The sequence below is a fragment of the Ruegeria sp. C2 genome (assembly GCF_056537765.1).
Genome location: NZ_JBQFRZ010000001.1, coordinates 1,665,081 through 1,684,980 on the forward strand (window position 1 = coordinate 1,665,081; position 19,900 = coordinate 1,684,980).

Sequence of the window (19,900 nt, forward strand, 5' to 3'; positions counted from 1 at the left end):
TGTCTCCCTTCAGATTTCGTCAGCGAAATGTTTCATGACAAGGCGGATCGGATTCGGAGCAGCCTGCCCCAGACCACAGATCGAGGCGTCGCCCATGACCTGGCACAGATCTTCCAGCAGATCGGTGTCCCACTTATCGGCTTGCATCAGCTTAACCGCCTTCTCGCAGCCAGCACGGCAGGGCGTGCACTGGCCGCAGCTTTCATCCTCGAAAAACCGTAGCATGTTCAGCGCCGCATCCCGCGCGGTGTCCTGATCGGACAGAACCACCACGGCGGCTGAGCCGATGAAGGTGCCCAGCGGCTGCAAGGTGTCGAAGTCCAGCGGCACATCGTCAATCGATGCGGGCAGCAGGCCCGAGGACGGGCCGCCCGGCTGATACGCTTTGAACACATGACCTTCGGCCATGCCTCCAGCAGCTTCGATCACATCCAGAATGGTTGACCCCGCAGGCAGCAGGTAGACCCCCGGCTTGGCCACTCGGCCCGAGACCGAATAACTGCGCAGACCTTTGCGGCCATTCTTTTCGGTGCTGTTGAGGCATTCCGGCCCCTCGCGGCACACTTTGGTGACCCAATAGAGCGTCTCAACATTGTGCACCAAGGTCGGGCGGTTAAAGACCCCAACCTGCGCCACGAACGGAGGACGATGGCGCGGCAGGCCCTTCTTGCCTTCGATCGACTCGATCATCGCGGACTCTTCACCACAGATGTAAGCACCAGCACCCCGGCGTAGATCGATGTGACCGGGCTCAACAATCCCGGCCTGCTCCAGCGCAGCAATCTCCCGACGCAGAATCTCCAGAACCGCCGGATATTCGTCACGCATGTAGATAAAGCAGGTCTCGGCCTCGACCGCCCAAGCCGCGATCAGCATGCCTTCAAGGAAAACGTGCGGTGTGCGCTCCAGATAGTAACGGTCCTTGAACGTGCCGGGCTCGCCCTCATCGCCGTTCACGGCCAGATAGCGCGGACCTTCATTCATGCGAACAAAGCCCCATTTCTTGCCGGACGGGAAGCCCGCACCGCCCAGACCGCGCAGGCCCGAGGACAGGACGTCTTCCTGCACCTTCTCCCAATCGCCGCCCTCGCGCAGCTCTTTCAGTTTGGCGTAGCCGCCTTCGGCCTCATAGGCCGCGAAGGTTTCGTAGTCGGGCAGATGAGCGTGGGTGTCATCGGCAGCAATTGCGGCCTGCACCTTTTCGGGGGTCGCATGATCGATATGGTTGTGACCGATCTCAAGCACCGGAGCCGTGTCGCATCGGCCCATGCAGGGCGCGCGGACAATGCGCACCTCAGCCGGGTCCAGACCGTCTTCCAGAGCTTTCTGCAACTGTTGGGCACCAGCCATCTCACAGGACAGAGAATCACAGACGCGGATCGTCAGCGCAGGAGGAGGCGTCTCGCCTTCTTTCACGACGTCGAAATGGGCATAGAAGGTGGCGGTCTCATAGATCTCGGCCTGACCGATGCGCATCTCAACCGCAAGTGCTGCGATGTGGTCGGCGCTGATGTGGCCGTGTTCGTCCTGAATCAAATGCAGGAATTCGATCAGCAGGTCGCGACGTCGCGGGCGGTCGCCCAGCAGGCGATGGATTTCTGCCTGTGCCTCGTCCGAGAATTGACGGCCTTTGGGCGTGTGCCGCCCCTTGCCTTTACCTGACTTCCAGACGCCCTTGGGTGCGCCTGATGGCTTGGTATCTAATGGTGCCATGATGCCCTCCGATTGGGGCTCCGTGTCTCATCAGAATAGCATATCGTCAAATCGCTTATCGTAATCGCACGATAACGACAGCTTATCACCGCAAAGACGTCACCACGGCACGCAAAGCCTCGACCGTTGGCAGTTCAGGGTCACGGGTCAGGGTCGCGAGACAAATCGGTTTGCTGACAACAGGATCGACCAAAGGCAGCACTTTTGTCCCCTTCAAATCGCCCAGCGCGCGGACCAACACCCGAGGAACCACGGTAGCCGCCAACCCCTCGCGCGCCATCACCATCGAGGCGGTAAAACCGCTGGTTTCCGCAACCACATGGGGATGCAGGCCCTGCTCGGCAAAAATGCGATCCAGAATACGTCGGTTCTGCATCTGCGGCTCCAACAGGCTGATGGGAAACTCGGCAACCCGCGCCCACGGGATCGGGTCGGTTTCATCCGTCATATGCGATGGAACCAACAAAACATAAGTTTCCTCATAGAGCGGCTGCACCTGCCTCAAATCTGTGCCGATACTGTCGCCATATGTAATGCCCGCATCCAGACTGCCTTCATCTAACCGGTGCTGGATCGCTGTCGCGGACATGGTTTCGATTCGAGAGAGAATACGCGGATGCGCCAACTGCAGGCGCTTTATCAACCGGCCAGTGAAGGCGATCGCCGTCGGAATCACGCCCAAGATCAATGTACCTGTAATTTCACCCTTCGAGGCAAGCACCTGCTGCTCCAGGGCCTTGGTATCGTCAAGGATACGCCGCGCACGCTGCACGATCATCTCGCCCTCTTCAGTCAGGCCCTGAAACCGGTTGGCGCGACGGACGATGGAGACGCCCAGACGATCCTCAAGATTGCGGATGCGCATTGAAAACGCAGGCTGAGAAATTCCGCATTCTTCCGCCGCCTTGGCAAAATGCCGATGCCGCGCCAAGGCGCTGAGGAGTTGTAGGTCACGGATTTCAATCATCTATCTTTTCTCGGGTTACGGGTCGGCCCAACACTACAGCGTATCGGACGGAAAAAAGTAAGCCCGCATCTATTCTTCTTAGCGTCCTGATTATGTTACTGAAACCCGGCGCTTGGATTTCAAACACAGATAGCATTTTAGGGCTATAGTGCGCGTGCTTTGACTAACCAGTTGGAGTGTTTGCCAATTGCTGCCTGAGCGTATTCTCGTCCTGCAATCCCCAAAATTCGGAGAGCTTTCCGTCTTTGATTTTATAGATACTGATAATCTTGAACTTTACCGGGTGCCCGGTCGCAGGAACGCCCAACCACTCAGCCGTATGCGTTCCCGTAAGCGTCTTGTACGCGACAACGTTATCGCCCTCGGCGATCATCATTTCTACAGTTGCATGTAAATCGGGGAACGCCTGCAAGAAAGTTGCATATCCATTTTTTAGACCTTCAATGCCGCCGACAAACGCACCTCCCCCGCTCGATGTGTGATCGACGAAGTCTTCCGCGAAAATGTCGTAAATAGCGTCGAGCGAATGACCGTTTTGTATTTCGTCGATATATCTCTTCACAACGGCCTTGTTTGCTTCGAGAGTTGCGTTTTCCATCCCAACCCAACCAAGTTTAGAAAAAACTCCGTTGCAGATAGCACATTTCTCGAAGCAATTGCACCGCTTCAGGTATTGAAGAGGAAGTGCATCACATCACCGTCCTTGACGATGTAGCCCTTGCCCTCGGCCCGCATCTTGCCCGCTTCTTTCGCTCCCTGCTCACCATTCGCGGCGATGTAGTCGTCATAGGCGATGGTCTCGGCGCGGATGAAACCCTTTTCGAAATCGCCATGGATCACACCTGCCGCCTGCGGCGCGGCGGTTCCGGTGCGGATGGTCCAGGCACGGGCCTCTTTCGGGCCGACGGTGAAATAGGTTTCCAGTTTCAGCAGGTCGTAGCCCGCGCGGATCAGGCGGTCGAGACCGGGTTCTTCCAGACCCATCTCCTCAAGGAACATCTGCGCTTCGTCGTCTTCCAGCAGGCTGATCTCTTCTTCGATCTTGGCACTGATGATGACATGAGAGTTGCCCTGCTCCGCTGCCATCTCGGCAACCTTAGCCGAATATTCGTTGCCCTCGGCGGCTTCTTCCTCGGACACGTTGCAGACGTAGAGCACCGGTTTTGTGGTCAGCAGTTGCAGCGTCTTCCACGCCTTGACGTCTTCGTCTGACACCTCGACCAGACGCGCAGGCTTGCCGCTTTCCAGCATTTCCTGTGCCTCGGCCAACAGGCGGTCCTGCTGCTGCGCCTCTTTGTCGTTGCCTTTCAGCTTGCGCACCAGATTGGCGCGGCGCTTTTCGATGCTTTCCAGATCGGCCAGCATCAGCTCGGTCTCAATCGTGTCGGCATCGGCCACCGGATCGACGCGGCCATCGACATGAGTCACGTCGCCATCTTCGAAACAACGCAGCACATGGGCAATGGCGTCAGTCTCACGGATATTCGCCAGAAACTGGTTGCCCAGACCCTCGCCTTTCGAGGCCCCCTTCACCAGACCGGCGATATCCACAAATGTCATCCGCGTGGGAATGATCTGCTTGGATGATGCAATCGCCGCCAATTTGTCCAGCCGGTCATCAGGAACGGCTACATCGCCCACATTGGGTTCAATGGTGCAGAAGGGGAAATTCGCCGCCTGCGCGGCTGCGGTTTTGGTCAACGCGTTGAACAAGGTCGACTTGCCCACATTTGGCAGACCCACAATTCCCATTTTAAAGCCCATCACGGCCTCCTGCATACCGGTTGCGCGCTGCTTCTATGCAGGTCAGCGACAATGCGCAAGGCATGGGCGCCTGTCTTGCGCCGAGTCCATTCTGCCACATCACGAAACCGAGATCGCATTGTGTTCTTGCGCGTATTGAAATCACGCACTTACAGTCACCAATAAAAGTAATCAGAAAACGACGGACATAGTGGTGAAGATGAAATCCCTTCTTGTATTGGCATTTACACTGGCTGCAGCAGGTGCAGCTCAGGCACAATCTGTTATCTTTGGCGCAGGATATGCGGATTACTCGGCTGGCTCGGGTGACGATCAGGCAATATTCTCGCTGGAATATCAGCACCGCCCATTTCACGAGGCAACCCGGTTCAGCGCCACATGGGGGGCTGCCCTGACAGTCGATACCGATGGTGACACGCATCTGGGTGCCGGTTTGGTCGGGCTCTATAGTTTTGCAGATCGCTGGTTCGTCGAAGGAAGCGTCTTCCCAGGCTACTATAATGAATCAAACGCAGCAAACGATCTGGGTGGTAGCTTCCAGATCCGCAGCCTGCTGGGTTTGGGGTATACGCTCGACAGCGGCAACAAGGTGTCCCTGGCAATCACGCATATCTCGAACGCCAGCACCCAGGAAGATAACCCGGGCGTGAACTCGGTGTTCCTGAGATATCATTACGCGTTCTGAGGCAACCGGGATTGATTTTCGGATCAAGTTTCTGCACATCAGGTCCAAACCTCGTGTGCAAGGAATTCCGATGACCCGTATCGACGCCAAATTCGCCGCTTTGAAAGCCGAAGGGAAGAAGGCCTTTGTTGCCTATATCATGGCCGGTGATCCGGACTATGAAACGTCGCTTGAGGTGGTCAAGGGTTTGCCCGGTGCAGGAGTTGATGTGATCGAGCTGGGGTTGCCGTTTACCGACCCGATGGCAGATGGGCCAACCATTCAGGCCGCGGGTCAGCGCGCGCTCGATGGTGGTATGACCCTGCAGCGTACGCTGGATCTCGCGCGTGCATTTCGCGAAACGGATGATACAACCCCGATCGTGCTGATGGGGTATTACAACCCGATCTACAGCCGGGGCGTCGACGCCTTTTTGGAAGACGCCAAAGCCGCTGGAATAGATGGACTGATCGTAGTCGATCTGCCGCCTGAGGAAGACGAGGAACTGTGCCTCCCAGCACAGGCCGCGGGTCTGAACTTCATTCGACTGGCAACGCCAACCACAGACGACAAACGTTTGCCACGCGTTTTGCAGAACACATCTGGTTTCGTCTACTACGTCTCGATCACGGGCATCACCGGCGCTGCCGAGGCTCAGGCGACCGATGTCGGCCCCGAAGTGTCACGGATCAAGGCCAAGACCGACCTGCCCGTCATTGTCGGCTTTGGCATCAACACGCCCGAAAAGTCGCGCGCAATCGCCAGTGTCGCCGATGGAGCAGTGGTTGGTTCGGCCATTGTCAGCCAGATTGGCGCGGGCAAACCGGCGGCTGAGGTCCTTGATTTCGTCAAGTCTCTGGCAGACGGCGCGCATTCAGCCTGACTGACCTTCTGAGTTACAACTTTTTCTACAAGCCCCAGCGGACATCCTGTCGGCTGGGGCTTTGTCATTGGACCTCGTGATCAGCGCGGCAACCCACCGCATTCACGCGATGTTGCACAGGGCTTCAAGAATTGGTAAAGAAACTTAACCAATCCTGCAAAGGCCTGATGTCATGCCCGTGATCACCAATATCGAAGACCTCAAACGAATCTACGAACGTCGCGTTCCACGTATGTTTTATGATTATGCCGAAAGCGGCAGCTGGACTGAGCAGACTTTCCGCGAGAACAGCTCGGATTTCGAAGACATTCGCCTGCGGCAGCGGGTTGCAGTCGACATGACCGGACGCTCGACAGCATCGCAGATGATTGGGCAGGATGTGTCGATGCCGGTCGCGTTGGCACCTGTGGGCCTGACCGGGATGCAGCACGCCGATGGTGAGATCAAAGCGGCCAAAGCTGCCGAAGCTTTTGGTGTTCCGTTTACGCTTTCGACAATGTCGATCAACTCGATCGAGGATGTCGCCGAAAACACCTCGGCACCATTCTGGTTCCAGCTCTATACCATGAAGGATCAGGACTATGTCGGTCGACTGATCCAGCGGGCCAAAGACGCAAAATGTTCAGCCCTTGTCATCACGCTCGACCTGCAGATCCTGGGTCAACGGCACAAAGACCTGAAAAACGGCCTCTCCGCCCCGCCGAAGCTAACCCCCAAAACCATTGCCAACCTGATGACAAAATGGGCTTGGGGTATCGAGATGCTCGGCGCCAAGCGGCGAGAATTCGGCAACATCGTCGGTCATGTCGACAACGTAACCGACACCAGATCACTGGGCACGTGGACGGCAGAGCAGTTCGACCCCAGCCTCGACTGGGGTAAGGTCGAGAAGTTGATGGAGCAATGGGGCGGCAAAGTGATCCTCAAAGGCATTCTGGATGCGGAAGATGCCAAAATGGCCGCCAAGCTGGGTGCGGATGCAATCGTGGTTTCGAACCACGGGGGGCGACAGCTGGATGGCGCACTCAGCTCGATCCGAGTTTTGCCTGAGATCATGGACGCGGTCGGCGGCGACGTCGAGGTGCATCTCGACAGCGGCATCCGCTCGGGTCAGGATGTGCTGAAAGCGCTGGCGCTTGGCGCCAAGGGCACTTTCATTGGCCGCGCCTTTGTCTACGGTCTGGGGGCGATGGGCCAGAAAGGCGTGACGACCGCTCTGGAAGTGATCCAGAAAGAGCTGGACACGACAATGGCGCTCTGCGGCGAACGCAACGTGGCTGATCTGGGGCGTCATAATCTTCTGATACCCGAGGATTTTGGCGGTCGCTGGCAGGATTGATTTGCAGCCGCAATCAAGGATGGGGGCTCTGCCCCCGCCGCCCTTCGGGCGTCTCCCCCGAGATATTTATAGCCAGATGAAGCAGGGGATCCGTTCTTCATCTGGCTATAAATATCCCGGAGCGCGAGGCAGAGCCTCGCAAAATTCCCTGCTGACCAAAAAGCCCTTTCCAAACTGGGTGAATCAAGCTAAGGACGCGGCTTCACGCGGGCATACAGCCTTGGAGGATGCCCGCCCTAACATTGGAGAATTATCATGGCTGGAGAGATTCCTGATCTCGTAGCTCTGGAACGGACGGGGACAGGCAAGGGCGCCGCTCGTCAGGCACGCCGCGACGGCATGGTTCCGGGCATTGTTTTTGGTGGCGACAAAGAGCCGCTGCCGATCCAAATCCCGTTCAACGTCCTGTTCAAGCGCCTGAAAGCGGGCCGGTTCAAGTCGACCCTGTGGAACCTGAAGGTTGAAGGCCACGAAGACGTTCGCGTCATCTGCCGCGACGTTCAGCGTGACGTCGTCAAAGATCTGCCGACCCACCTGGACCTGATGCGCCTGCGTCGGACCACCAAGATCGCGCTGTTCATTCCTGTTGAGTTCGTCAACGAAGAAGCAGCCCCCGGCATCAAGAAGGGCGGCGTTCTGACCGTTGTCCGTCCGGAAGTCGAACTGATGTGCACCGCTGGTGACATTCCCGAGAAGATCACCGTTGATCTGACCGGTCTGAACATTAATGATGTTGTCACCATCTCATCGGTTGACCTGCCCACGGGCACCAAGCCGACCATCGACCGTGACTTCGTGATCGCCAACATCTCGGCACCGACAGGCCTGTCGACCGACGATGAAGAGGAAGGCGAAGAAGTGGCCGCAGACGAGGTTGAAGTCGTCGGCCAGGAAGAAGCCGAGGAATAAACCCGGTCGGAACATACCGGAGTTTGAAACGGGGCCTCTATCGGGCCCCGTTTTCTTTTGTCGCCCGGGCTGGAAAACCGGGGGCATTCCGTGCCATCAACCTGCTGCACTGGTTTCAGCGAACAAGGACGAGCCCATGAAACTGTTTGTCGGATTGGGAAACCCCGGATCAAAATATGCCCGGAACCGGCACAATATCGGCTTTATGGCCGTGGATCGGATCGCTGAAGATCACGGTTTCGGCCCGTGGAAATCCAAGTTCCAGGCCGAGATTGCCGAGGGGCGGCTCGGTCACGAAAAGGTTCTGTTGATCAAACCCCAGACATTTATGAATCGTTCCGGCCAGTCCGTGGGCGTGGCGATGCGGTTCTACAAGCTAGATTCGACCGACGTGACCGTCTTTCACGACGAGCTGGATCTTGCGCCCGGAAAGGTGCGCGTCAAGGCGGGCGGAGGCCATGCCGGTCACAACGGATTGCGCTCAATCCACGAACACATCAGCCCGGCCTACGACCGGGTTCGGCTGGGGATTGGGCATCCGGGGCGGAAAGAGATGGTCTCGCCCTACGTTCTGGGGGACTTCGCCAAGGCCGATGCAGACTGGCTGGACGACGTGTTGCGTGGAGTATCGGATGGTGCGGGATACTTAGCCGATGGAGATGGCGGAAAGTTCATGAACGCGGTCGCGCTACGCACCGCCCCGCCGAGGTCTTCAAAAACCCCTGCCGAGAAGGCGAAAGCAGCCTCCAAACCTGCGCCAGAACCCGAGGTTGATGACCGCTCGGCCATGCAAAAGCTGCTTGATAAATTCAGATAGATCTTTGGCTGTTGCCGCAACGTCGTAATTGCGGATCGACATTCGGCACGCTCCAATACGGCAGCCGTTTGGGAGAGGACATATGAGAACACTGTTGAAGTGGGTACTGCGCATCGTTTTGATGCTGGTGCTGGCAGCGGTTGTTGTCGGGGTCTGGAAACGCGAAGAGATTCAGCGGTTAATGGCGGTGAACTCTTTGTTTTCCGAAGACAAAATCATCCACAACTTCTCAAATATGGATAAGGCCTTCCTGACCGTCGACCTGCCACGCGGCACCGGTCCGACATGGGAGCTGCCCTATGGTCCCGGCTTCGACCTGCCCGCAGGCACAGATCAGTGGATTGAGGAACGCGCCGTGACCTCGCTGCTCGTGATGCAGAATAGTGAGATCAGGTTTGAGGAGTACTATCTGGATACTGGGCCTGAGGACCGCAGGATCTCATGGTCGGTCGCAAAGAGCTATCTGTCGGCCTTGTTCGGTATCCTGATGGAGGAAGGCGCGATTACATCGCTGGATGATCCCGTTGTGCAATATGCCCCCGAGCTAAAGGGCAGCGCCTATGAGGCCGCCACGATCCGCAATGTATTGAACATGGCCAGCGGCGTGACCTTTGACGAGGATTATCTGGACTACAATTCAGACATTAACAGGATGGGCCGCGTTGTGGCACTGGGCGGAGAGCTGGATGATTTCGCCGCCTCTTTGCAAGACAGCTTCGCCACACCAGGCGAGACCTGGCAATATGTATCGATCGACACCCATGTCATCGGGATGGTCATTCGCGGCGCAACCGGGCGCAGCGTGGCGGACCTGTTGACCGAGAAAATCATCCAACCGCTTGGGCTTGAACGGGATGGGTATTACATCACCGACGGCGCGGGTGTGGCCTTTGTGCTGGGCGGGCTGAACTTCACGACAAAGGACTTTGCACGTTTCGGGCAGCTGATTTTGCAGAACGGCGCGCGCGATGGGCAACAGGTGATTCCAGCCGGATGGATCAGTGATTCAACATGGCCCAGCGCCCCCACTGAACCGGGCAAGATCGGATACGGCTACCAATGGTGGATACCTGTTGGTGCGCATGAAGGAGAGTTCATGGCGCGCGGTGTCTATGGGCAATACCTGTATTTCGACCAACCGCGCGGCGTGCTGATCGTCACAACTGGTGCCGATCGCAAATTCCGCGAACCGGGCGTCAGCGCGCAGAATGTCGAAATGTTCCGCAAGCTCGCGGAAAGCCTGTAAGGTGGCGGCATGCAAAAGCAAGACAGCATTAATGTCCTGGGTGGCGTGCTGGCACTCTGTTCGCGCGACCCTCTGACCGGGTTCTTCCGCGATGGGGCCTGCAACACCTGCCCCGAAGATCAGGGCAGCCATACGGTCTGCGCGGTGATGACGGCCGAGTTTCTGGCCTTCTCCAAATATGTCGGCAATGACCTGAGCACCCCACGCCCTGAGTTCGATTTCCCGGGCCTCAAGCCGGGGGACAGCTGGTGCCTCTGTGCGGGCCGTTTTCTTCAGGCCTACGATGAGGGTTGCGCCCCGATGGTACATCTTGAGGCGACGCACCAAAGTGCCTTGGATATCGTGCCGCTGGACGTTCTGAAAACCAAACGGGTCGAAGACTAGATCGCTCTTGCCCGATACCCGCGGGACGTGCGCGATGGGGGTCCGGTGGGGAAACTGTGTTCAGCCAACAATTCCCAGCCTGAGCGCGCCAGCATATCTGCCACCGCCTCTGGTCGATATGTCCGATGTCGCCACTGCAACCATATGATTGCATTGCACCAATGCGGTTTGCTTACGACCAACCACAACTCCGCGCCCGCGGCAGCCAGATCACGCATACGGCGCAAGGCATCGATCGGGTTCGGACAATGCTCCAATACATGTGCAGCCATGATGCAGTCAAAGGGCTGCGTCGCTTTGAAATCTTCCAGCCGAGAGTTGTCTATCGCCGCATCTATACCGCGTCTGGCCAACGCGCTTTTGGCCTGACCCAGCATTTTCTCTGACGGTTCCAGCAGGGTCACCAAACCGTTCGTCTGAACCACCGCGCGCGCCTCAGCAAAGGCACCCGTTCCACACCCAACGTCGAGGACATTATGCCCGTAGTACGCCGAGGGATCAGACGAAAGAAATCCGAGGTAGGCGTCGAAATAGCCAAGCAACCGCATCTTGTCCGCCCATCCGGGCGCAGCAGCATCGTATTTCTGATCGAGCTGCTCAGACCTTATGGAATGGGACGGGTTGCGCATGGGCGCAACCTGACACAATTCAATCGGAACGCATAGCCCTAGGGTCAGTCAGCTGTACGCCCCTCAGTATCCGACATATCGAAGTTCAGATATTTCGCCACGGTCTGCACATCCTTGTCACCGCGCCCGCACATGTTCATGCAGATCAGGTGATCCTTTGGCAGCTCGGGCGCGATCTTCATCACATGCGCCAGCGCATGGCAGGGTTCCAGCGCTGGGATGATGCCCTCAGTCGCGCAGCACAGCTGGAACGCCTCAAGCGCCTCTTTGTCGGTGATCGAGACATAGTTCGCGCGGCCAATTTCATGCAACCAGGAATGTTCCGGTCCAATACCAGGATAATCGAGGCCAGCCGAAATCGAATAGCCTTCCAAAATCTGCCCGTCATCGTCCTGCAGCAGATAGGTACGGTTGCCGTGCAGCACGCCCGGTCGACCGCCGGTCAGCGAGGCGCAGTGCTCCATCTTCTCGTTCACGCCCTTACCACCGGCCTCGACGCCGATGATGTTCACATCCTTGTCGTCAAGGAACGGGTAGAACAGCCCCATCGCGTTCGAGCCACCACCGATGGCGGCGATGATGGTATCGGGCAGACGGCCCTCGGCTTTCATCATCTGCTCTTTGGCTTCCTTGCCGATGATTGACTGGAAATCGCGAACCATAGCCGGGTACGGGTGCGGGCCAGCCACGGTACCGATGCAATAGAAGGTGTCGCGCACATTGGTCACCCAATCGCGCAGCGCATCGTTCATGGCATCTTTCAGCGTGCCACGGCCCGAGGTCACTGGTATCACTTCAGCCCCCAGCAGACGCATGCGGAACACATTCGGGGCCTGACGCTGTACGTCATGGGCACCCATATAAACGATGCATTTCAGACCGAATTTGGCGCAGACCGTTGCAGTGGCAACGCCGTGCTGCCCTGCCCCGGTTTCCGCAATGATCCGGGTCTTGCCCATACGGCGTGCCAGAATGATCTGGCCCAACACGTTATTGATCTTATGCGCACCGGTGTGGTTCAGCTCATCCCGCTTCAGATAGATTTTCGCGCCACCCAGATGTTCGGTCAGGCGTTCTGCGAAATACAGCGGCGAGGGGCGACCGACGTAGTTGGCCCACAGATCATCCATTTCGGCCCAGAAAGTTGGGTCGTCCTTGGCTTTGTCGTATTCCTCTTCCAGCGACAGGATCAGCGGCATCAGCGTTTCGCTGACAAAGCGCCCGCCAAAGATGCCGAAGCGACCCTGCTCATCCGGGCCGGACATGAAGGAATTAAATAGATCGTTAGCCATGGATATCTCCCTCGTCGTACCTGATGTTCATAGGAGGTAGCGCTAGGATTTGCCATCGCAAAACGTAAGCACGTGGTGCGGCAATGGGATCAGCTGGCCGCTTCGATGAAGGCGCGGATCAGCCCCGCGTCCTTGACCCCCGGAGCACTTTCAACCCCAGACGCTACGTCTACCTGACGCGCTCCGGTCATTCGAATCGCTTCGGCCACATTGTCAGGGGTCAACCCACCGGCAAGCATCCACGGCTTGCGCCAGTATTTTCGCCCTGCCAACAGGCGCCAATCAAACGCCAAACCGTTTCCGCCCGGCAACACAGCGGTTTTTGGAGCTTTGGCATCGATCAAGAGCTGATCGGCCACTTCGCTATAGGTATCGATTTTGGCCAGATCCTCGGCCTCGGCCACACCGATGACCTTCATCACCGGCAATCCATAGCGCTGCTTGATCTCCTGAACACGCTCAAGGCTCTCACTGCCGTGTAATTGGAGCATATCGAACGGCGCAGATTGCGTAATGCTATCCAAAAGTTCATCCGATGCGTTCACCACCAGCGCCACACTCGCCACCCCTGCGGGAACTTCAGACGTCAAAGCGGCAACCTCGGTAGGTGCGACATACCGGGGTGATTTCGGGAAAAAGTTAAACCCCAAATAGCCCGCACCGGCATCTACAGCGGCGCGCACGTGATCAGGGGCGGTCAGGCCGCATATTTTGACACGAATATCAGAAGGCATGGTGGGGCCTCAGCTTGCCTCATCCAGCAGAGCCAGAACGTCATCCTGACCTTCATTCTGCTTTTTCTTGAGCTTTTTGACCTCGCGCTCAAGCTTGCGCACTTCGCCTTTCTTGACGGTCGCGTCTTTGCGGTGCTTGTGCTCGCGCAGCCATTCCCAGAGGAAGCCAATAACCAGACCGGCCACAACGCCGCCCAGCACCACCAGAAACAGCGGCAGGGATGTGGTCAGGTTGAACCCCAGCAATTCGGACAGAGCGTCCGGCATCAGTTTCAGTTCAACAATCTGGCGGTTGGCCAGCGAGACAGAAACCAGAATAATTCCCAAGGCAGCCAAAAAGGCGTAACGAATGTAGCGCATCATGGCTTAGGCTTTACCGTTCAAACGGTCCCTTAGCAACTTGCCCGTTTTAAAAAACGGAACACATTTTTCTTCGACCTGTACGGTCTCGCCGGTGCGCGGGTTACGACCTACGCGCGCATCACGCTTCTTCACCGAAAACGCGCCAAAGCCGCGCAGCTCGACACGGTCACCACGCGACATCGCGTCGGTGACTTCTTCAAAGACGGTGTTCACGATCCGCTCGACGTCGCGTTGATAGAGATGCGGGTTTTCGTCGGCAATTTTCTGAATCAATTCTGAACGGATCATTCGCAATACCCTCCCAGGCGGACGATGTGACAAGCCTACTGTTCTGACAGTATAGGAAAAAACCCGGATCGGGGGAACGGATACTCTGCCAGCAAAGGCGGCATTTTGCGGCAAACTCACGCGAAATTTTGCCCGTGGGGCTGATTTCTACACTTCAAGCGCGAATGATTGGCGAATTATGCCGGTTATTTGGAAGATGTTGATTCGCAACAAAAACGGCCCCGCACTGGCATGCGGGGCCGGAATATCGGCTTGGGTTGAAGCCTGAGGTTTAGTCGCCGGACTTCAGCGCCGCACCCAGGATATCGCCCAGCGATGCACCCGAGTCGGAAGAACCATACTGTTCCACGGCCTCTTTCTCTTCGGCGATCTCGCGTGCCTTGATCGACAGGCCCAGACGACGGGTCTTGCTGTCAACGTTGGTGACGCGAACGTCGACCTTATCACCGACCGAGAAACGCTCGGGGCGCTGTTCGGCACGGTCACGGCTCAGGTCCGAACGACGGATGAACGACTTCATGCCTTCGTACTCGACCTCAATGCCGCCATCTTCGATCGCGGTGACTTCGACAGTGATGACCGAGCCACGCTTCACGCCGCCCACGGCTTCGGCGAACTTGTCACCGCCCAAGGCTTTGATCGACAGCGAGATGCGCTCTTTTTCGACGTCAACTTCCGAGACAACGGCCGAAACCATGTCGCCTTTGCGGTAGTTCTGGATCGCATCCTCGCCACGCTCGTCCCAGGACAGGTCTGACAGGTGAACCATGCCGTCGATGTCGCCTTCGAGGCCAATGAACAGACCGAATTCGGTGATGTTTTTGACTTCGCCTTCGACCTCGGTGCCCTCGGGGTGCGTTTCTGCAAACACTTCCCACGGGTTGCGCTGAGTCTGCTTCAGGCCCAGAGACACGCGACGCTTGGCGCCGTCGATTTCCAGAACCATGACGTCGACTTCCTGGCTGGTCGAAACGATCTTGCCGGGGTGGACGTTTTTCTTGGTCCAGGACATCTCGGACACGTGCACCAGACCTTCGACACCGGCTTCCAGCTCGACGAATGCGCCGTAGTCGGTGATGTTGGTGACGCGACCCTGATGAACCGAGCCCAGCGGGTACTTGGCAGCAACCAGATCCCACGGATCTTCCTGCAGCTGCTTCATGCCCAGGCTGATGCGGTGGGTCTCTTTGTTGATCTTGATGACCTGAACCTTGATGGTTTCGCCGATCGTCAGGATCTCGGACGGGTGGTTCACACGGCGCCATGCCATGTCGGTGACGTGCAGCAGGCCGTCAACGCCGCCCAGATCAACAAACGCGCCGTATTCGGTGATGTTCTTGACAACACCCTCGACGGTCTGACCTTCGGACAGGTTGCCGATGACTTCGGCACGCTGTTCGGCACGCGATTCTTCCAGGATTGCGCGACGCGACACAACGATGTTGCCACGACGGCGGTCCATTTTCAGAATCTGGAACGGCTGCTTCAGACCCATCAGCGGGCCAGCATCGCGCACGGGGCGCACGTCAACCTGCGAGCCGGGCAGGAACGCAACTGCGCCACCCAGATCGACGGTGAAGCCACCTTTGACACGACCAAAGATTGCACCTTCGACGCGCTGGTCGTCGGCATATGCTTTTTCCAGACGGTCCCATGCCTCTTCACGGCGGGCCATCTCGCGCGAGATGACAGCTTCGCCACGGGCGTTTTCTGCAGCGCGCAGGTATACTTCGACCTCGTCACCAACAGCGATTTCAGGGGCTTCGCCGGGATTTGCGAATTCTTTCAGATCAACGCGGCCTTCCATTTTGTAGCCTACGTCGATGATGGCTTGGCCGGCTTCGATCGCCAGAACCTTGCCTTTGACAACAGAACCCTCTTCGGGTGTGTCCATTTCGAAGCTTTCATTCAGGAGGGCTTCGAATTCCTCCATGGATGCGTTAGCCATGTGGCGTCATTTTCCTTTACAGTACGTTTTTGCTGGCCGAGCGGTTGTCTCCGCCGGTCTTGTTTCATGGTGCCTTCAGGCGTGACCCGGTGCGCCCCTGAGCAAACAAACACAAAGGGCCGAGGTTTCCCGGCCCTGCTCAGAAACGTCATCCGGACGTTGACCGCCCTTGTATCGACAGCGCGCGTATAGGCGGATTTCACTACCAGCGCAAGGGCAAAGCCCATATTTCCAAGGCCCGGCCAGATATCGCCACCGTTGTGCACTTAGCCTTTTTGAACCCAGACCCTCGTATCCCGTTGCAGCATTGCAAGCTCGACTGCGTTCAGTCGAGCAATCGCGGTCGCGGGGTCACTGTCGCCACCTGTCTGCCGCCAGATTTTCAGGGCCGAGGTCGGGCTCCATGGCAGACAAGCCTGCGCCAACCACTGTCGCAGCGCTTGCGGCAGAACATCATAGGTCTGCATCGGCGAACCCCGACGCCGACGGCGCTTCAGATCACTACGAAGGTTACGAGTCTTAGCAGATGGACGCTGTTCAATTCTCGATTTTCTCATATTGTAATGATATTACATATTCATCCATCAAGCACAATGTAGATTGAACAGTCGCCAGGGCAAAATAGTCCCCCACTTTTACTGATAGTCATCATACGCGCAAAAACTAACGCCTCCGCGACGGTCATCGCGAAGGCAGGGGCTCAACTCACGGCCTCGAAGCGTTTCTCAAGATACGCTCTGTACCAAGAGCAAAGGTCTTTAGAACAGTTGCAGATCTTTCTGACCGCTTTGGATTTCGGCGAGGTTCGGCATGTTCTGGACCACCAAAGGTGCAGGTTTCGCACCCGGCATCGCCACCGTCGGCTTTGCTGCTGCCTTTTTAAAGGCCGGTCGATCCAGCTCTCCCCGGATGTCGCGCAGCAGAGTCTTGTGATCTGGCATCCTTTTTAGAACCTGCGCAAGATGCGCCTTTGCGGTTTTCATTCCCTGGAACCAGATCGGCTTTTTCAGCGGTCGCAGACGATCACGAATGTCGGGTCCATAGCCTGTATCATAGACCCGCTTGCCCAAAAGAACCGTTTGATAGACGCGATGGTCAAACAGGGTCGCGAACTCGATATCGTGTTCCATCGGCAAACGGTACTGCCACAAATCAAGATTCTCGGCCAAACGATCCGGCAACTTCATCTCGGTACGCGCGTCGATCCAATATTGGTCATCCGTACGATTGCCCAACCGATAATGCAGACAAATGAACTCCAGAACTTCATTATAGAGCTTATCCATCTGGCGGTTGTATCTGTCTCTGAGCGACGGCTCTATGTCCTGAGTGGGCAAATGCTCGGCGAACCAGCGAATTGCATGGTCAATCATATGGATCGCGGTGCTCTCCAATGGCTCGATGAAACCTCCGGACAGACCGATCGCCACACAGTTCTTGACCCATGCATTGCGCACACGCCCGACACGCATCGGGATTACACGCGGCGTCAGGCCCTTACCACTGTCCCCCAGCCATTCAAGATACTCATCTGCCGCCTGATCGTCCGTGCGATGCGCGGATGAAAACACATAGCCCGTGCCGACACGGTTGTAGAGCGGCACCCGCCATGTCCAGCCTGCGCCAAGTGCCGTAGACCGTGTGACGCTTTCGATCTTTTCCGGATCAGGATGCTCGACCTGCAAGGCCATGGCGCGATCATTCGGCAGATATTCCGAATAATCCATAAACGGCTCGCCCAGAGCTTGGTTGATGATCAACCCCCGGAATCCGGTGCAATCGACCACCATCTCGATATCGTGACGGCCCTTCCGCTCCAGCATCAGATGGCTGACGTTACCCTGCTCATCCAGCTCAACCGCTTGCACCTCATCCTGAATGTGCTCAACGCCGCGATTGGTACAGACCTTGGTCAGCATGCCCGCAAACTTCACAGCGTCCAGATGATAGGCATAGCCGAACCGCTGCTCGAACTCCGGGGCACCCAAAGGCCGCGCGCCCTTGCACAGACGTGCCAGATCATCATGCGGCGCGATGGACTGTGTAAAATCCCGATCGCCATTTCCAAAGCGCAGGAAATACTCAGCGGCCTCTAACCCCTCTATCATCTGGCCATGCGCAAACGGGTTCACATAATCGATGCGATTGCCCTTGGCATCGTTGTTCCAGTTGCAAAACTTCACTCCCAGCTTGAACGACGCGTTGGTTTCGCGGAAAAAGTCCCGCTCGGAAATGCCGGCCTGGCGCAGAGTGACCGGCATTCGTGGCACCGTGGCCTCGCCGACTCCGACTGTAGAGATATTGGGGCTTTCGATCAGGCATATGCGCGGGCGATCTTTGGGTCCCGACGTGCGGGAAAGCACCATCTCAAGTATCAGCGCGGTCATCCAACCAGCCGTGCCACCACCTACTATGGTGATCTTACGCAAACGATTATTCATATTATTCTGTCCCTGTTGGCTTGAGGGATTATTTAGCTGCTGCCCTTTTTTTGAGCTTTTTTGCAGCTTTCCCTCTTGGCGTATCGGAAACTATAACAGCTTTCCCGCATCCAGCTAGGGTTAAGACTTTTGGTGAGAGTGCCACTGTGGCTTCTTTGATCCGTGCTGAAACAGCCGCAAGACCGAGGCGGTGCCAGAGCGAGAAGCATCAAAGCCTGCCGCGCCGCGCTCCCACATCAACAAGCCCTTATGATATCGGCGCATATGCAGAACTCTGCCGATCTCAGATCTCCTCGCCCTTCTTCAGAAGGTCTTCGATCAGATCGCGCTGCAAATCATGACTGTCGCCCCCGCCGAACTCCGCCGCTCCCCCGGAATACAGGGTGCCGTATGTCTTGGCGATATTCACAGTCTGGGCCAACCCTGAGATCAGTTGATCCCTTTGCAATGGAGACAATGGGTGGATATACGCAGCCCATAAGGTGCCGTTGGCAATGGCGTACCGTGCATCCAGCGTACTGTCGAAATTCGCCTGCATCACGCGTTGCAGATCTTTAGGCGATAAATCCGCGGCCCGGCCAATCGCAACCATCGCCCGCATCCGATCCGCATTGGTATCCGTGACGACAAGCACTGTTACGTCCGAGACCGTCATCTCAAACCCTGGTCCAACCGGTCGCGCCTCAGGATCGAGCGCGAAGATGATCTTGCCCAGACGCTCGTAAGTCATCGGAGGTTCAGCCTCTGGCGTCGGGGCCTCAGCCTCTTGTGCGGCAAGCCCGCCCGCGACGAAGAACAAAATCAATGCTAGTCGGATCATGAGGCCACTCCTGCGATTGCCCTCTGACTTTAGGCGGCAAGACGACGACTGGCTAAACAAAGCTGTGTGAACAGTATTTACGGAAAATCCAGCCATTCGAATGATCTGCAATGTTTCGCGGCCTATCTGCGATTAAACGTCCGATCAGATCCTCCTAACCTTGTCACATCGGTCGAGGCGCACACTGACCCCGATCTGAAAACAGAAAGGACTACTGCCATGAAATCTCAGTTTCTCACTGCACTTGCTGTAACACTGGCCTTGACGGCTCCGGTTTTTGCGGCGGATGAAATCAACGTCTCAAAAGGCATCTCAGCGGCTGGCGCCCCCCTGGCCGCACATGGTGTCGATCTGGTTGCGCTCGTCACCAACGGCAACCCGGTTGAAGGTTTTGCCACCCACTCTGCCACCTATGACGGCGCGTCCTACTATTTCACCAGCTCGGAAAACCGCGAAGCGTTCGAGGCCAATCCCGCGGCCTATCTGCCTCAGCATGGCGGCTACTGCTCGTTCGGTGTGTCCGTAGGCAAGAAGTTCGATGGTGACCCGGATCAATACCTGGTTGCGGACGGCAAGCTGTACCTGTTCCTGAATGCCGAAACCCGCACCGCGTTCCTGAAGGACGTCACTGGCACCGCAAAAACCGCGGACGACCAGTGGGCCAACATCAAGAGCATCGCGGTCGGCGAACTGTAAACC

Annotated in this window: 21 protein-coding genes; 8 read left to right on the top strand and 13 right to left on the bottom strand. The window is 57.1% G+C overall.

All coding sequences use genetic code 11. From position 1 onward, the window contains the following. Nucleotides 1–9 precede the first annotated feature (9 nt). The 4 genes from ACR0IV_RS08415 to ychF form a co-directional block, all read right to left on the bottom strand. Complete coding sequence (locus tag ACR0IV_RS08415; protein ID WP_480657054.1) at nt 10–1,713, bottom strand: NAD(P)H-dependent oxidoreductase subunit E; 1,704 nt, start codon at nt 1,711–1,713, stop codon at nt 10–12. 85 nt (nt 1,714–1,798) lie between these two features. Continuing rightward, nucleotides 1,799–2,680, bottom strand: a complete 882-nt coding sequence (locus ACR0IV_RS08420) for a LysR family transcriptional regulator (RefSeq protein WP_480657053.1) — start codon at nt 2,678–2,680, stop codon at nt 1,799–1,801. Nucleotides 2,681–2,843: 163 nt separating this feature from the next. Continuing rightward, entirely contained in the window at nt 2,844–3,278 is a 435-nt protein-coding gene (locus ACR0IV_RS08425) for an ester cyclase (RefSeq protein ID WP_480469087.1), read from the bottom strand. 68 nt (nt 3,279–3,346) lie between these two features. After that, a complete protein-coding gene (ychF, locus tag ACR0IV_RS08430) occupies nt 3,347–4,444 on the bottom strand; it encodes a redox-regulated ATPase YchF (RefSeq protein WP_480657052.1) in 1,098 nt (365 codons plus the stop codon). Nucleotides 4,445–4,643: 199 nt separating this feature from the next. Between ychF and ACR0IV_RS08435 the strand changes: the two genes are divergently transcribed. The 7 genes from ACR0IV_RS08435 (at nt 4,644) to ACR0IV_RS08465 (ending at nt 10,686) form a co-directional block, all read left to right on the top strand. Beyond that, entirely contained in the window at nt 4,644–5,129 is a 486-nt protein-coding gene (locus ACR0IV_RS08435) for an acyloxyacyl hydrolase (RefSeq protein ID WP_480657051.1), read from the top strand. Nucleotides 5,130–5,199: 70 nt separating this feature from the next. Further along, nucleotides 5,200–5,991, top strand: a complete 792-nt coding sequence (gene trpA, locus ACR0IV_RS08440) for a tryptophan synthase subunit alpha (protein ID WP_480657050.1) — start codon at nt 5,200–5,202, stop codon at nt 5,989–5,991. 172 nt (nt 5,992–6,163) lie between these two features. Next, nucleotides 6,164–7,330: an alpha-hydroxy acid oxidase gene (locus ACR0IV_RS08445; RefSeq protein ID WP_480469083.1), complete on the top strand. Its 1,167-nt coding sequence runs from the start codon at nt 6,164–6,166 to the stop codon at nt 7,328–7,330. Between the two features lie 255 nt (nt 7,331–7,585). Continuing rightward, complete coding sequence (locus ACR0IV_RS08450; protein ID WP_480657049.1) at nt 7,586–8,239, top strand: 50S ribosomal protein L25/general stress protein Ctc; 654 nt, start codon at nt 7,586–7,588, stop codon at nt 8,237–8,239. 136 nt (nt 8,240–8,375) lie between these two features. After that, complete coding sequence (pth, locus tag ACR0IV_RS08455) at nt 8,376–9,056, top strand: aminoacyl-tRNA hydrolase (protein ID WP_480657048.1); 681 nt, start codon at nt 8,376–8,378, stop codon at nt 9,054–9,056. Between the two features lie 82 nt (nt 9,057–9,138). Continuing rightward, the gene (locus ACR0IV_RS08460) at nt 9,139–10,302 is read left to right on the top strand and encodes a serine hydrolase domain-containing protein (protein ID WP_480657047.1); all 1,164 of its coding nucleotides are present in this window, start codon (nt 9,139–9,141) and stop codon (nt 10,300–10,302) included. Between the two features lie 9 nt (nt 10,303–10,311). Next, nucleotides 10,312–10,686 carry a DUF2237 family protein gene (locus tag ACR0IV_RS08465; protein ID WP_480469079.1) on the top strand — a complete coding sequence of 125 codons (375 nt, stop codon included), beginning with the start codon at nt 10,312–10,314 and terminating at the stop codon, nt 10,684–10,686. Here the strand turns inward: ACR0IV_RS08465 and ACR0IV_RS08470 are convergent. The 9 genes from ACR0IV_RS08470 to ACR0IV_RS08510 all read right to left on the bottom strand — a co-directional run bounded on the left by ACR0IV_RS08470 (nt 10,683) and on the right by ACR0IV_RS08510 (nt 19,201). Next, entirely contained in the window at nt 10,683–11,315 is a 633-nt protein-coding gene (locus ACR0IV_RS08470) for a class I SAM-dependent methyltransferase (RefSeq protein ID WP_480657046.1), read from the bottom strand. The genes ACR0IV_RS08465 and ACR0IV_RS08470 overlap by 4 nt on opposite strands. Nucleotides 11,316–11,359: 44 nt before the next feature. After that, entirely contained in the window at nt 11,360–12,607 is a 1,248-nt protein-coding gene (trpB, locus tag ACR0IV_RS08475) for a tryptophan synthase subunit beta (RefSeq protein ID WP_480657045.1), read from the bottom strand. 89 nt (nt 12,608–12,696) lie between these two features. Continuing rightward, nucleotides 12,697–13,341, bottom strand: a complete 645-nt coding sequence (locus ACR0IV_RS08480; protein ID WP_480657044.1) for a phosphoribosylanthranilate isomerase — start codon at nt 13,339–13,341, stop codon at nt 12,697–12,699. Nucleotides 13,342–13,350: 9 nt separating this feature from the next. Then, a complete protein-coding gene (locus tag ACR0IV_RS08485; RefSeq protein ID WP_480658539.1) occupies nt 13,351–13,701 on the bottom strand; it encodes a lipopolysaccharide assembly protein LapA domain-containing protein in 351 nt (116 codons plus the stop codon). Nucleotides 13,702–13,707: 6 nt separating this feature from the next. Then, the gene (gene ihfB, locus ACR0IV_RS08490; RefSeq protein WP_008758048.1) at nt 13,708–13,992 is read right to left on the bottom strand and encodes an integration host factor subunit beta; all 285 of its coding nucleotides are present in this window, start codon (nt 13,990–13,992) and stop codon (nt 13,708–13,710) included. A 271-nt stretch (nt 13,993–14,263) separates the two neighbouring features. Beyond that, on the bottom strand, nt 14,264–15,940 hold the full coding sequence (gene rpsA, locus ACR0IV_RS08495; protein WP_039532111.1) for a 30S ribosomal protein S1: 1,677 nt from the start codon (nt 15,938–15,940) through the stop codon (nt 14,264–14,266). A gap of 266 nt (nt 15,941–16,206) precedes the next feature. Next, the gene (locus ACR0IV_RS08500) at nt 16,207–16,497 is read right to left on the bottom strand and encodes a DUF6525 family protein (protein WP_480469075.1); all 291 of its coding nucleotides are present in this window, start codon (nt 16,495–16,497) and stop codon (nt 16,207–16,209) included. Between the two features lie 201 nt (nt 16,498–16,698). After that, nucleotides 16,699–18,381: a tryptophan halogenase family protein gene (locus tag ACR0IV_RS08505; RefSeq protein ID WP_480469074.1), complete on the bottom strand. Its 1,683-nt coding sequence runs from the start codon at nt 18,379–18,381 to the stop codon at nt 16,699–16,701. 283 nt (nt 18,382–18,664) lie between these two features. Next, nucleotides 18,665–19,201 carry a hypothetical protein gene (locus ACR0IV_RS08510; protein WP_480657043.1) on the bottom strand — a complete coding sequence of 179 codons (537 nt, stop codon included), beginning with the start codon at nt 19,199–19,201 and terminating at the stop codon, nt 18,665–18,667. 219 nt (nt 19,202–19,420) lie between these two features. On the opposite strand from ACR0IV_RS08510, the gene ACR0IV_RS08515 reads away from it, so the two are divergent. Further along, nucleotides 19,421–19,897, top strand: a complete 477-nt coding sequence (locus ACR0IV_RS08515; protein ID WP_480469072.1) for a YHS domain-containing (seleno)protein — start codon at nt 19,421–19,423, stop codon at nt 19,895–19,897. The last annotated feature ends 3 nt before the right edge of the window (nt 19,898–19,900 follow it).